Consider the following 13,652-nt stretch of genomic DNA (forward strand, 5'->3'; position numbering starts at 1 on the left):
GAAATCTCCCAAATGAATGCGGGTGCGGAACGATCGCGCCGCACCCGCATCGGGTCAAGCCGCCTTCTTCGCGGAGCCGAGATGCGCAAGACGCGGCATCACCTCGTTCTTCAGCAGTGACAGCGAGTGATGCCAGGCTTCGGCCTTGTGCTTGTAGTCGAAGCCGAACACCAGCAGCACGCCGAAGCCGCCGACCTCGTCGTAGATCTTCTCGATCTTCTCGGCGACCGTCGCGGGCGAGCCGACGATCCAGTTCCGCTTGGCGCAATATTCGACGGTGACGTCGCTGTCGGGCACGTCGGGTGCGTGCTTCAGATAGTCCTTGAAGCCGAAATGGCCGAGCAATGGCAGGAAGTACTCGCTCATCATCCGGCCCATCATGTCGCCGGTCGAGAGCTTCCAGGCTTCTTCATCGGTGTCGGCAACGAACACCTCGCGCACCAGCCGCCAGTCTTGCCGGTTCGGTTTGCGCCCGGTCTTGGCGGCGCCGATCTCGACCGAGTCCCAGTGGCTGCCGACATAGGCCGGGTTGAGATTGAGGCTCATCGGGATGAAGCCGCGCTCCCCGGCAAGCTTCAGCGTGTCCGAGTTCTTCGACAGCCCGGCGACGCCAATCGGCGGATGCGGTGCCTGCAGCGGCTTGATGTGGGGCTTGAGGAAGTCGAACATCGTGTCCGGCTTGGTCACCGTCCAGTACTTGCCCTTGTGCGTGAAGGGTGCAGGTTCGGTCCAGAGCTTCAGGATGATCTCCAGCGCCTCGCGCGTCATGTCGCGGTTCTGTCCGCTCATGCCGTCGACGTTGAACATCGCCCAGTCGCTCGGCAGCCCCGAAGCCGCGACGCCGAAATTGAGCCGGCCCTCGGAGAGATGGTCGAGCATCGCGACCCGGTTGGCGAGCTCGGCCGGGTGGTGATAGGGCAAGAGGAAGCCACCCGGCCCGATGCGCAAGCGTTTGGTCTGCATCAGCGCCTGCGCGATCAAGAGGTCCGGCGTGGGATTGGGTTCCCAGGGCGCTGTGTGGTGCTCACCGACCCAGGCCTCCTGATAGCCGAGCTCGTCGAGCCAGCGCATGACTTGCAGGTCCCAGTCGTTACCTTCCTTCAGGCCGCACTCCGGCGGATGCGAGGGCATCGTGAAATAGCCGATCTCCATGGGTTTCCTCATCTGATGTTGACGCGTCTTGTTGCGCGGTTCACGGACGTGAGTGGAGATGCTTCAGCAAGCGGTGTGCCAGCATGGGCGGCGCCGCGGACCCGCGAGAAAAGGCTGGTTTACGGCGGCAATAGCCGATATCCCGGGACGGATTTGCAAGGCGCTGTCTCATTGTCGCGAGACGGCGTCTTGGCGGTGAGACAAGGATACGCGTTGAGATGACCGAACCAGCCTATGTTGCAGTGGACTGGGGCACCAGCAGCTTCCGCCTCTGGCTGATCGATCGCGCCGGTCAAGTGCTGACCGAGCGCCGCAGCGGCGAGGGCATGTTGGCCGCGTCCAAGGCTGGTTTTCCCGCGGTGCTGCAAGCGCATCTTGCGGCGCTCCAAGCGCCGGATCATCTGCCGGTGCTCGTCTGCGGCATGGCCGGTGCCCGCACCGGCTGGGTCGAGGCCGGCTATGTCGACACGCCGGCGCCGCTCTCTGCCGTTCTGAAACAGGCCGTGTGCGTGCCGGGCGAGGCGCGCGACATCCGCATCCTGCCGGGCATCGCACAGCGCGATGCCAAGGCGCCGGACGTCATGCGCGGCGAGGAGACGCAATTGCTCGGCGCGCTCGGCCTCGATGCCGCCGGCGAGGCGCTGGTCTGCATGCCCGGCACGCATTCGAAATGGGTCCGCGTGAAGGATGGCATTGTCGAGCACTTTTCGACGTTCATGACCGGCGAGCTTTTCAGTGTCGTCTCGCGCGAGACCATCCTGTCGCTCGCGGTCGCCGGCGCCGATGACGCCGACGATGTCGCAAGCTTCAAAGCGGCCGTGAAGGCCGCGTTCGACGCCCCAGCCTTCGCTGCCAACCTTCTGTTCACCGCGCGGTCGCGCCAGCTTCTGTTCGGCGGCACGCCGGCCGCGGCGCGCGAGACGCTGTCGGGTACGTTGATCGGCGTCGAGCTGGCGGCAGGGCTCTCCGGCGCCGTGCCGCCAGCGGGTGTCGAGCTGATTGCCTCGGGGCGGCTTGCGATGCTGTATCGGCTGGCTTTCGAGGCGCTGTCGGTGACCCAAAGGTCGGTCGATGCGGATGAAGCCGTCCGCCGCGGTCTGTCGATGGCGGCTGCCGCGATCTGGACGAAGTAGAAGGATTCTTGAGATGAGCGTTCTCTTTCCGCCGATGAAGCGGCCGCTGGTCGCGATCTTGCGCGGCGTCAAGCCCGAGGAGACCGAGGCGATCCTTGGCGTGCTGATCGAGGCCGGCATGACTGCGATCGAAATTCCCCTGAACTCGCCGGATCCATTCCGCTCGATCGCAATGGCGGTGAAGCAGGCGCCATCAGGCGTTTTGATCGGCGCCGGCACGGTGCTGACCACGGCAGATGTCGATCGTCTCAACGACGTCGGCGGCAGACTGATGGTTTCGCCCAATGTCGACACCGAGGTGCTGGCGCGCGCGCATCAGCACGGCATGATCACGATGCCCGGCGTGTTCTCGCCGTCCGAAGCGCTGCTCGCCGCGCGATGCGGCGCGTCGAGCTTAAAGTTTTTTCCGGCGAGCGTGCTCGGCGCCTCCGGCATTGCCGCGATCCGCGCCGTGCTGCCATCAGGCGTGATGATCGCCGCTGTCGGCGGCGTCTCCGATCAGAACTTTGCGGAGTACATCAACGGTGGTGTGACCGCATTCGGCCTCGGCTCCAGCCTCTACAAGCCCGGCATGAGTGCAGCCGATGTCGCAGCTCGCGCAAAGGTGACAGTCGCGGCCTACGATCGGGCGATTGCGAAAAAGTGAGCCGGAACAGACAAGCCTTGATCGTGTCATAGCTTATTGTCCTTCGCGGTGCCGCGATGCTCGCGCATCGTGCACATGCGAATGGCTGAAGCAGGAGACCGACATGGCGATCAACAACGTGGCCGATCTGTTCGTGGCAACGCTCGAGCAGGCCGGCGTCAAACGCATCTACGGCATCGTCGGCGACAGTCTGAATGCGCTGACTGAGGCGCTGCGCCGCCGCGGCACGATCGAATGGATCCATGTTCGCCACGAAGAGGTTGCGGCCTTCGCCGCGGCCGGCGAAGCAGAGATGACGGGGAGCCTTGCAGTGTGTGCGGGCTCCTGCGGCCCGGGCAATCTGCATCTGATCAACGGGCTGTTCGATGCGCATCGCAGCCGCGTTCCGGTGCTGGCGATTGCGGCGCAGATCCCCACCGCGGAGATCGGCGGCGGCTATTTCCAGGAGACGCATCCGCAAAACCTGTTCCGCGAATGCAGCCATTATTGCGAGCTGGTCTCGGACCCGAGCCAGCTGCCTTACGTGCTGGAGAACGCCATCCGCGCAGCGGTCGGCCTGCGCGGTGTCGCCGTCGTCGCCATGCCCGGCGATGTCGCATTCCGCAGCCCGCCGAGGCGCGCGCTGTCGACGACGCGCGGGCTTACGCTGGCTGCGCCGAAGGTCGAGCCGCAGCCCGATGAGCTGAAGGCGCTTGCGGACCTCCTGAACCGCGCCGAGCGCGTCACCCTGTTCTGCGGCCGCGGCTGCGCCGGCGCGCATGCGCCGTTGATGCAGCTCGCCGAAGCACTCAAGAGCCCGATCGTGCATGCGCTCGGCGGCAAGGAACATGTCGAGTACGACAATCCTTACGATGTCGGCATGACCGGCTTCATCGGCTTCTCCTCTGGCTATGCCGCCATGCACGCTTGCGACGCGCTGGTGATGCTCGGCACCGATTTTCCCTACAAGCAGTTCTTCCCGACCGACTGCCAGATCGCGCAGATCGACATCCGCCCGGAAAATCTCGGCAGGCGCTGCAAGATCGAACTTGGCCTCGCCGGCGACGTCAAGCTCACCATCGAGGCGCTGCTGCCGCTGCTCAAGACCAAAACGCAGCGCAGGCATCTTGACGATGCCATCGCGCACTACAGGAGGGCGCGCGAAGGTCTGGACTCGCTCGCCCGGGGCATGCCCGGAAGCAAGCCGATCCATCCGCAATATCTCGCAAAAGTCATCAGCGACCACGCATCTGAGGATGCCGTGTTCACCGCCGATGTCGGGACGCCGACGGTGTGGGCCGCGCGCTATCTCGACATGAACGGCCGGCGCCGGCTGATCGGCTCCTTCGTGCACGGCTCGATGGCCAACGCCATGCCGCAGGCGATCGGCGCGCAGGCCGCACAGCCCGGCCGCCAGGTCATCTCGCTCTCGGGCGACGGCGGCTTCACCATGCTGATGGGCGATCTCATCACGCTGACGCAGATGAAGCTGCCGGTGAAGGTGGTCGTCTTCAACAACGGCGTGCTCGGCTTCGTTGCGCTGGAGATGAAGGCGGCAGGCTTCGTCGATACCAATGTCGATCTGGAGAACCCTGACTTCGCCGCGATGGCGCGCGCGATGGGTGTCTTCGCGAAACGCATCGAGGATCCCGGCGAGCTCCCCGGCGCGATGAAGGAGATGTTGGCGCACGATGGGCCGGCGCTGCTCGACGTCGTCACCGCCAAGCAGGAGCTGTCGATGCCGCCGACCATCACGGCCGAGCAGGTCAAGGGTTTTAGCCTCTGGGTGTTGCGTGCGGTGATGAACGGACGTGGCGACGAGGTGCTCGACCTTGCGAAGACGAACTTGCTGCCGCGCTAAGGCGTGCCGAGGTTGGTACGGCAAGAGCCGAGAACTCGATACACCTCTCCCGAAGGGAGAGGTCGGATCGCATTGAGAATGCGATCCGGGTGAGGGGTCATAGTCTCACTGATTTCCGCGGCCCCTCACCCGGATTGCTGCGCAATCCGACCTCTCCCCGTCGGGGAGAGGTGAAGACGGCAGCGTCTTCCTCAGCCCCGCTTCGCCGACGGCAGGGGCAGCCGCGCGTGGCGGCGCTGGAACCGTTGCCAATGCAGCACGATGCCGATCAGCAGCGCCGGCACAAAGCCGAGCGCGATCAGGAAGTGCGGCAGCTCCTTCGGCGAGATGAAGGCGATGGCGATGTCAGAGATCAGCCACAGCGCTGCAAACATGACCGCAAAGTCCGTTCGCGGGCAGCGCAAATAGTAGAACACGGCGGTGATGATGATGGCGGGACCGATCGCAACCGCGATCATCACCGCCGTCAGCTCCTTCGGCGTCAGCGCGTCGAGCACCATCGATGCCAGCAGCCAGAGCGCGGCGAACATGGCGACGATGTCGAGTGGATGCCGCAATCCAATACCTCTCGCGGGGACGCGCTATCGTTGTGGCCGGAACCGCGGTCGTCAAGTCAAAATACGCTTATTCCTCGTCCCTTCCCGGCGTCGGGCGCAGCATGAAATGACCGAAAGCGGTGGCGATCGGCTTGTTCGCATCGTCCTGCCAGGCGCGTGCCTCGAAGGCGACGATGCGCCGGCCCTGCTTCACGATCGAGACGTCGGCAAACGTGTCGAGCGCGCGGCCGGAGCGCAAATAGTTAACGGTGAGGCCGATCGGCTTGGGCGGGGCGGCAGCGCCAAGCTCGCGCGCCACACCGACGATCGCGGTGGTCTCGAGGAAGGCCCCGGTCATGCCACCGTGGATCGCGGGCAGGATCGGATTGCCGATGATCTTCGGCGAGAACGGCATCGTCAGCGTGCCGTCGTCGTTGACGCGAATGCCGAGAGCGCGCGCGAACGGGCTGCGCGCAAAGGGGCCGTCCGGATCTTCCGGCGCCTCGAGCGTCGGGATGGTGCGCGCATCCATCCGGCGGTCGGCAAGCATGTTGGTGCGGTTGGCGCCGATCATGAAGCAGGCGGTCGCGGTGGCGACCGGATCGTCCTCGGATTCCTGATAGGCGGTGGAGCGAACGAAGGCAATCGAGCGCGTGGTGCGGTAGCACACCGAATGCGCCCTGATGTCGAGACCGGGCGTTGCCGGCTTCTGGTAGTCGATACGCAAGTCGAGGGTTGCAATCGCCCGCGTGCCGTCGAGCGCGAGTTGCACCGCCATGCCGCAGCTCTCGTCCAGCATCGCGGTGACGACACCGCCATGCAGCACGCCGGTCTCGGTGTCGCCGACGAAGACGGGACGGTAGGGCAGGCTGGACCAGGCCTCGGCCGGCGCGAAGCGATCGAGCTGAAGCCCGCTGATATGGCCGTAATCGGAGCGGCGGCCCTGGATGGCTTCGGCGAGTTCCACAAAGGGGAGAGTGGCGGGCGGAGTGGGCATGACGATGTTCTAGACCAGCGCCGGGCGCCGCGCAAAACCCCGAATGGGCGTTGCTGGTCGGCCCCGGGCGGTTTGGCCTCGACAGGGCGGTCCGAAGCGACGATGGTGGGGCTTCGTTCGTTCGCCTAGCCGTAAGGAGTGCCCATGGCCGATCCCGAAACGCCCTCGACCGCCCAGGGGCCCGTCACCATTTCGACCTCCAGCGCCGAACGGGCGCCGATCATCTATTTCGACGGTGCCTCCTGCTTCGGCCACCACAACGGCGCGATCCAGATCGAGCTCGCCGCAAACCTGCTGATGCCGGTCGGCGCCGCCGTGAGGGTCGACGTGGTCCAGACCGCGCACTTACGTTGCAGCGTGGCCGCAGCGCTGGCGCTGCGCGAAGCGCTCGACAAGGCGCTGGCGATGTACAAGCAGGGCCAGCAGCAGCCGGCAACGGAAGACATTCCGGCAGTGAAGAACTGAGATTGACAGCCATCCGGCTTTACGTCACTTTTCGTGCAGGTTGATACGACCTGCCGGTTGCGCCCTCCGTGGAATGGTGAACGTATCGAGCCCTGATCGGCCTCCCTTTGCCCGAGCGACCAGGTCAGCAACGCAACCACCTGACACACCTGGATCGCTCATGCAGAGGACGAACCGATGCGCGATTTTCGCGATGCCAAGGCTATGGCGCAGACCCTGCGCGAATCCCTGACCACCAAGGCCGTCACCATCAGTCACAGCGAGAGCCTCGAACTGGTATCGAAGATGCTGGGGGTTGCCGACTGGAATACGTTGTCGGCACTGCTTCACGCCGACCGGCGTGACACGGCTGGACCGACGACACGGCTCAACGCAGCAACGGCGCTTTACCCGGCCGTTCCGCTGCGCGATCTCGTTCCATTTCCGAATGCGATTTACCCGATGTTCGTAGGCCGCGACGGCACCGTTAAGGCCCTGAATCAGGCATTTGAAGGCGGGCGCGAGGTCGTGCTGGCGATCCAGCGCGAGGCGGCCGTCGATGATCCCCGATTTTCCGATGTCTACGAGATCGGCATCCTCGCCCAGCTGCTCGAACTCGAACTGCTCGGCGATGGCACGTTCAGGGTGCTGACGCGGGGGCTTCGGCGCGTCGCGTTGCGCGGCTTTGTCGCTGAAGCGAGTGGCTATCGGGCTGAGGTCTCCGACGTCAGCGAGGCCGTCGCCCGTGATGCGCGGCATCTGATCCGAAGGATCTATCAGCGCTTCCAGGATTACACCGCGGCGCACGGAATGCTGGTACCGGACATCTGGCTGTTCTTCGATCAAACGCGAGATCCCGGACAGATCGCCGATACCGTCGCGACGCGGATGAAGTTGCCCATCAGGGACAAATACGAGCTCCTGGCAGCGCTCGATCCCATGAAGCGCCTCGAGCGGATCGAAGCGTTGCTCGACCTGCCGCAGCGCCCGGTTTCGGTAAATTACGCGGCCACGAAACGGCAGGCGCTCGATCACGCTGATCGGCGTCGCCATCAATACGCGACGCTGGAGCATCTGCTGCTCGCCCTGATCGACGATGCGGACGCCTCCGCCGTGATGCGCACCTGCGGCGTCGATCTTGGCAAGCTGAAACAAAGCGTCCTGGAGTATCTCGACAACGAGCTCAAGCACATCTTGACCGAGGCCGGAAGCGCCGTGCCCACGCCTGCGTTCGAGCGCGTCGACCAGCGCGCCGCGCTTCACGCCCAGGAGATCGGCAATCCCGCCGTGACAGGCATCAATGCGCTCGTCGCTCTCTTTCCGGAGACGCGAAGCCCCGCCGCGCGCATGCTCGCCGAGCAGGGCGTGTCGCGCTTTCGCGTCGACAAGGCCATTGTGCGACATGCGGCCAATGACAAAGGCTAGCTTACGCCTTCGTCACGTGCACCTTCGCGGTGTTGCCGCCGTTCCACTTGCCGTCGAGTGCGCGCTCGATCTGGGCGGCGAGCTGGAGCAGCAGGCCGTCATTGGCCTGCTTGGCGATCGCCTGGATGCCGAGCGGCAGGCCGTGATCCTGGGCCGCCATCGGCATCGAGATCGCCGGCATGCCGCAGAGATTGGCGAGCGGTGTGAAGGCGAAGAAGCGCCAGAGATTGCCGAACCAGTCGAGCACGTCGGGATTGTCGGAGATGGTGAGGTATTCCCTGGTGCCGACCTTTGGCGTCGGCAGCGCCGTGATCGGCGTCAGGATCACGTCCCACTGCTCGAAGAACGCGCCGAAGCCGCGCGAGGTCGTATTGAACACGCCCTGCATCTTCGCCCGCTCGGCGAAGCTCGTATGGCGCCCGGCTTCCCAGATCCGGATGTTCATGGGTTCGATCAGATCTTCCGGCGGTTTTTCCAGCCCGCGCGCGGCGAGCATGTTGGAGATCACCACCGCGAAGTTCGAGATGTAGCAGGTGGTCTGCGCCGCGAACGCGGCACGGAAATCGAGCTCGGGCAGCGCGTAGTCGACGTGATGGCCGAGGCCTTCGAGGAAGCGGCCGGCCTTCTCCAACTCGGCGGCGATCTCGGGCGTCGCGGTGTAGTCGCCCCATGTATGCGACAGCGCGATGCGAAGCTTTGCCGGATCGCGCTTGATCATCTCGCAATAAGGCTGCGCCGTGGTCCAGAACGGCATGAACTCGCCGGGCGCCGGTCCCCTCGCGTGATCGACGAAGGCGGCGGTGTCGCGCACGGAACGCGACTGGCAGCCCTGGATCGAGACGAGACCGGTGAGGTCGGACATGTGCGGTGCGAGCGAGAACACGCCGCGCGAGACCTTCAGCCCGATATTGCCGTTGACGCCGGCGGGAATGCGAATTGAGCCGCCGCCGTCGGTCGCATGGGCGATCGGCACCACGCCGGCCGCGACCATCGCGGCGCTGCCGGCTGACGAGCCGCAGGTGGTGTAGTCGGTATTCCAGGGATTGCGCGTAACGTAGACGGCGGGATTGTCGGCCGAGCTGCATACGCCGAATTCCGGCGTCGTGGTGCGCCCGATCAGATTGAGCCCCGCCTGACGGAATTTGCCGGTGAGGAACGTGTCGGCCGCGGCGCGATTGCTGCGCATCAACAGCGAGCCCATTTCCTGGAGCCGGCCCTTCATGGTCGGCCCGAGGTCCTTCATGAGGAAGGGCAGGCCGGCGAAGGGACCTGTGAGATTGGCGCCGTCCTTGGCGGGATCGGCGATCACGTCCTCGAACAGCTCGACCACGCCCGACAGCGCCGGATTGACCTTGGCGACGCCGGCCGCGGCCTGCCGTGCCAGTTCCTTCGCCGTCAGCTCGCCCTTGCGGACGCGCCCCGCCAGCGCGACGCCATCGTGCTGCGCCCATTCACTCCAGCTCATCGGCAAAGTCATGACGTCAAAATCCTCTTGGTAGCGGCCTCCTTCCTTTCGCAAGGAACCGTCCGAATCAACCGAGCCGGCGCGAAGGGCAGGGTTGCGTGGGGCGGACAGGTCGCAGCACCCGGAAATACCGGTCGTATCAATCCGACAGTCGCGCGATCGCTGCAACCGGGCCGCCGCCCGGCGGGCCCTGGTGCTCGGCACCGCCGGACACGTAGACCGCCCCGGTGCCGGCAAGGCCAGCAATCAGGCCGCCGACCGCTGCGCGGGCGTGGCGTGTCGAGCTGATGTCCGTATCCTCGAGCATGGTGTGGCGACAGCCACGCACGCTGCCATCTGGCGAGGCCTCCGCCTTGGCGAAGATGTTGACGAGCTCGCGGCCCGACTGCGGCGTAGTGCCAAGCCCGACGCTGTTCAGTGCCGCCAGCACTGCAGCGGCGTCGATCGCGTCGTTCATCACCGCATGCCCAATCTCGAACTCGCTCGCTGACGATGCGGAGTTGCCGAGCACGATGACGACGTTCTGCATCAGCTCGATGCCTGACGAGGTCGACGCGACGTTCGAGAACAGATCGTAACGTCGCAGCACGTCCTCGTCGCTGATGTCGGAGGCGATCTCGCCGAGCGCGACCGCGACGCCGAGCGCGGAAGCACCGCGCGAATAGGCCATCGAGGCGTAGGCGCTGGTCGTCGCTGTCTTGCTGCCGCGCGCCGCTGCCGCCGCGATGCGATCACTGGTGAGCAGCGGGCATTTGATCTGCACGAAATGGACGTCGGCGGGATCGCTGATGCCGGCGTCCGCCATCGCGGCCTTCACGGCCGTCGCCGTTTCCGTGATCTGCGCCGAGCGGCCGAGCTCCTCAGGGAGGAAGTCCCGCGTGTGCGCCATGCCGATGCTCAGCCGCTTGCCGGGGCGACCGACCGGACGGGCTTCGACCGTCCGGCGCGTGAACACCGTGATGTGTGGGCTGAGGACGCCTTCGGTGCCGCCGGACATCACGAAGGCGATGCGCTGTTCGACTTCCTGCGCGGACAGGCCGAGCTTTGGCGCCAGCGCCGCGCACAGCGCGGCGACGGCATACTCCCGGGTAAAATCGTTGACGCCGCCATTGCCCTCGGTCTTGCCGAGGATCGCGAGGATCGACTTGGGATCGATCGTGCCGGAGCTGATCAGGCTCATGAGGCCAGAGACGTCGCCGGGGCCGCTGGTGGCGATCCTCGTGACGCCAACCGATGTTGTAGGCATGATGGTCCTCGTGTGGAGTTCAGGAGTCCGGCAAACTAGAACAGCCGTTGAACCGCGGCAGCTGTCAAGCCGGAAACGGCGCTCTCGTGCCCCGGCCGCAGCGCGGCGCCCGTCGGGCGATGCGCTGCGGAGCCGGCGGCCCCATCTCGCGGCATACGGCGCCGCCTTCTGGGTCCCGGCTCAGCACTGCAACGCTAGAGGCGTTGCAGTGCATGCGGGACACGCAAGCAGAGCGATCCCACCCAAACGAATGTGGCGAGATCGCATCGATCCAGCAAAAAATCCTCTGTCGACGGCCCTCCGCCGCACCTTGATGAATCAACCTTGGTTGGTCCATAAGCGGCGTCCCGCGGCCGGTGGTTCGCCCTGCGTCGCGTGCTTTGACAGAGGGAATCTCGCGTGGCCAACATCAACCAGAAAATTGCGCAGGAGCTTGGGGTTCGCGCCGAGCAGGTCGAGGCGGCGGTGACGCTGCTCGACGGCGGCGCCACGGTTCCCTTCATCGCCCGCTACCGCAAGGAAGCGACCGGTGCGCTCGATGACGCGCAATTGCGCACCCTGGAGGAGCGCCTGGTTTATCTGCGTGAGCTCGAAGACCGCCGCAAGGCCATCCTCGAATCGGTTCGCGAGCAGGGCAACCTCGACGCAGCCCTTGAAGCCACGATCATGGCTGCAGACAGCAAGGCACGCCTCGAAGACATTTATCTGCCGTTCAAGCCGAAGCGCCGCACCAAGGCGGAGATCGCCAAGGAGGCCGGCCTCGAGCCGCTCGCCAATCAGCTCATCGCCGAGCCCGGCAACGATCCCAAGGTCGTGGCCGAAGGCTTCATCAACGCGGAGAAGGGCGTTGCCGATGCCGCCGCCGCGCTCGACGGCGCCCGGGCCATTCTGGTCGAGCGCTTCGATGAGGACGCCGACCTCATCGGCGCACTCCGCGAGGAGATGTGGACCAATGCGCGCATGGTTTCCAAGGTGCGCGACGGCAAGAAGACCGAAGGCGAGAAGTTCGCCGACTATTTCGATTTCTCCGAGCCGCTGACCAAGCTGCCGTCGCACCGCATCCTCGCCATGTTCCGCGGCGAGAAGGAAGAGATTCTCGACTTGCAAATTCAAGCCGAGGCCGAAGCGCCGCCGCCGGGCGTGCCGAGTGCCTATGAACTCAAGATCATGAAGCGCTTCGGCATCGCCGATCTCAAGCGCCCCGGCGACCGCTGGCTGATCGACACCGTGCGCTGGGCCTGGCGCACCAAGATCCAGGTCCATCTCAACATCGACCTGCGCATGCGGCTGTGGAATTCCGCGGAGACCGAAGCCGTCCGCGTGTTCGCCTCGAACCTGCGCGACCTGCTGCTGGCGGCGCCCGCCGGCACCCGCGTCACCATGGGTCTCGATCCCGGCTACCGCACCGGCGTCAAGGTCGCAGTGGTCGACGCCACCGGCAAGGTGGTCGATACCACCGCGATCTATCCGCACGAGCCGCAGCGGCAGTGGAACGAGTCGCTGGCGACACTGGGCCGGCTCGCGCTGAAGCATCGCGTCGAGCTGATCGCGATCGGCAACGGCACCGCCTCGCGCGAGACCGACAAGCTCGCGGCCGACCTCGTCAAAGGCCTGCCCGAATTGAAGATGACCAAGATCGTGGTGTCCGAAGCGGGCGCTTCGGTCTATTCGGCCTCGGCCTTTGCGTCGGAGGAGTTGCCCGGCCTCGATGTCACGCTGCGCGGCGCGGTGTCGATCGCGCGCCGGCTGCAGGATCCGCTTGCCGAGCTCGTCAAGATCGAGCCCAAGGCGATCGGCGTCGGCCAGTATCAGCACGACCTCGGCCAGGCCAAGCTCGCAAAATCGCTCGATGCGGTGGTCGAAGACTGCGTGAACGCGGTCGGCGTCGACGTCAACACCGCCTCGGCGCCGCTGCTCGCGCGCGTGTCGGGCGTCGGGGCAGGCCTTGCGCAGAGCATCGTGGCGCACCGCGACGCCAACGGCCCGTTCAAGTCACGCAAGGCGCTGAAGGACGTGCCGCGACTCGGGCCGAAGGCGTTCGAGCAGTGCGCGGGCTTCTTGCGCATCCTCGGCGGCGAGGACCCGCTCGATGCCTCGGGCGTGCATCCGGAAGCCTATCCCGTGGTGCGCCGGATCCTCGCGGCCACCAAGAGCGACATCAAGGCGCTGATCGGCAGCAGCGAGATCGTGCGCACCTTGAAGCCGAAGGATTTCGTCGACGAGACGTTCGGTCTGCCGACCGTCACCGACATTCTGCGCGAGCTTGAAAAGCCGGGCCGCGACCCGCGCCCTGCGTTCAAGGCCGCGGTGTTCAAGGAGGGCGTCGAGGAGATCAAGGATCTCAAGAAGGGCATGATCCTCGAGGGCACCGTGACCAACGTCGCCGCCTTCGGTGCCTTCGTCGATATCGGCGTGCACCAGGATGGCCTCGTGCACATCTCGGCGATGTCCAAGAACTACATCAAGGATCCGCGCGAGGTGGTGAAGCCCGGCGACATCGTCAAGGTGAAGGTGCTGGACTTCGAGGTCGCCCGCAAGCGCATCTCGCTGACGCTGCGCCTCGACGACGAGGTCGGCGCCAAGAAGGACGCCCCCGGCATGCAGCGCGACAACGGCTCGCGCAACGCGAGCCGCATGACCTCGTCGGCGCCGCGCAAGCAGGAATCCTCCGGCGGCGGCGCTCTCGCCGAAGCGCTGCGCCGCGCCGCGGAGAAGAGCGGTGGCAAGCGGGTGTGAGTCTTAGCCTCTCGCCGTAAGAACGGGGAGAG

At 65.6% G+C, this 13,652-nt stretch carries 11 protein-coding genes; 6 read left to right on the forward strand and 5 right to left on the reverse strand.

Annotation, left to right across the window (positions count from 1 at the left end):
- Positions 1–54: 54 nt before the first annotated feature.
- Complete coding sequence (locus P6U29_RS07180) at positions 55–1,152, reverse strand: LLM class flavin-dependent oxidoreductase (RefSeq protein ID WP_172788468.1); 1,098 nt, start codon at positions 1,150–1,152, stop codon at positions 55–57.
- A gap of 218 nt (positions 1,153–1,370) precedes the next feature.
- On the opposite strand from P6U29_RS07180, the gene P6U29_RS07185 reads away from it, so the two are divergent.
- The 3 genes from P6U29_RS07185 to poxB all read left to right on the forward strand — a co-directional run bounded on the left by P6U29_RS07185 (position 1,371) and on the right by poxB (position 4,771).
- Positions 1,371–2,285, forward strand: coding sequence for a 2-dehydro-3-deoxygalactonokinase (locus P6U29_RS07185; protein ID WP_407116958.1), 915 nt, complete (start codon positions 1,371–1,373; stop codon positions 2,283–2,285).
- Between the two features lie 13 nt (positions 2,286–2,298).
- The gene (locus P6U29_RS07190; protein WP_407116959.1) at positions 2,299–2,931 is read left to right on the forward strand and encodes a 2-dehydro-3-deoxy-6-phosphogalactonate aldolase; all 633 of its coding nucleotides are present in this window, start codon (positions 2,299–2,301) and stop codon (positions 2,929–2,931) included.
- Between the two features lie 103 nt (positions 2,932–3,034).
- The gene (poxB, locus tag P6U29_RS07195; RefSeq protein ID WP_407116960.1) at positions 3,035–4,771 is read left to right on the forward strand and encodes a ubiquinone-dependent pyruvate dehydrogenase; all 1,737 of its coding nucleotides are present in this window, start codon (positions 3,035–3,037) and stop codon (positions 4,769–4,771) included.
- 191 nt (positions 4,772–4,962) lie between these two features.
- On the opposite strand, the gene P6U29_RS07200 is transcribed toward poxB, so the two are convergent.
- Together P6U29_RS07200 and P6U29_RS07205 are read right to left on the reverse strand one after the other, a co-directional pair.
- Positions 4,963–5,328, reverse strand: coding sequence for a hypothetical protein (locus P6U29_RS07200; protein WP_407116961.1), 366 nt, complete (start codon positions 5,326–5,328; stop codon positions 4,963–4,965).
- A gap of 67 nt (positions 5,329–5,395) precedes the next feature.
- Positions 5,396–6,304 (reverse strand): PaaI family thioesterase, encoded by a 909-nt coding sequence (locus P6U29_RS07205; protein WP_407116962.1) that lies wholly within the window; start codon positions 6,302–6,304, stop codon positions 5,396–5,398.
- Positions 6,305–6,448: 144 nt separating this feature from the next.
- On the opposite strand from P6U29_RS07205, the gene P6U29_RS07210 reads away from it, so the two are divergent.
- Entirely contained in the window at positions 6,449–6,769 is a 321-nt protein-coding gene (locus P6U29_RS07210) for a hypothetical protein (RefSeq protein WP_407116963.1), read from the forward strand.
- 177 nt (positions 6,770–6,946) lie between these two features.
- Entirely contained in the window at positions 6,947–8,173 is a 1,227-nt protein-coding gene (locus P6U29_RS07215) for an LON peptidase substrate-binding domain-containing protein (RefSeq protein WP_407116964.1), read from the forward strand.
- Position 8,174: 1 nt separating this feature from the next.
- Here P6U29_RS07215 and P6U29_RS07220 read toward each other — a convergent pair whose 3' ends face one another.
- Together P6U29_RS07220 and P6U29_RS07225 are read right to left on the reverse strand one after the other, a co-directional pair.
- Positions 8,175–9,650 (reverse strand): amidase, encoded by a 1,476-nt coding sequence (locus tag P6U29_RS07220; protein WP_407116965.1) that lies wholly within the window; start codon positions 9,648–9,650, stop codon positions 8,175–8,177.
- A gap of 127 nt (positions 9,651–9,777) precedes the next feature.
- A complete protein-coding gene (locus tag P6U29_RS07225) occupies positions 9,778–10,884 on the reverse strand; it encodes a ring-opening amidohydrolase (protein WP_407116966.1) in 1,107 nt (368 codons plus the stop codon).
- Between the two features lie 399 nt (positions 10,885–11,283).
- Between P6U29_RS07225 and P6U29_RS07230 the strand changes: the two genes are divergently transcribed.
- Positions 11,284–13,620: a Tex family protein gene (locus P6U29_RS07230; protein ID WP_407116967.1), complete on the forward strand. Its 2,337-nt coding sequence runs from the start codon at positions 11,284–11,286 to the stop codon at positions 13,618–13,620.
- The last annotated feature ends 32 nt before the right edge of the window (positions 13,621–13,652 follow it).

Source organism: Bradyrhizobium sp. LMG 9283 (assembly GCF_045571415.1).
GTDB lineage: Bacteria > Pseudomonadota > Alphaproteobacteria > Rhizobiales > Xanthobacteraceae > Bradyrhizobium.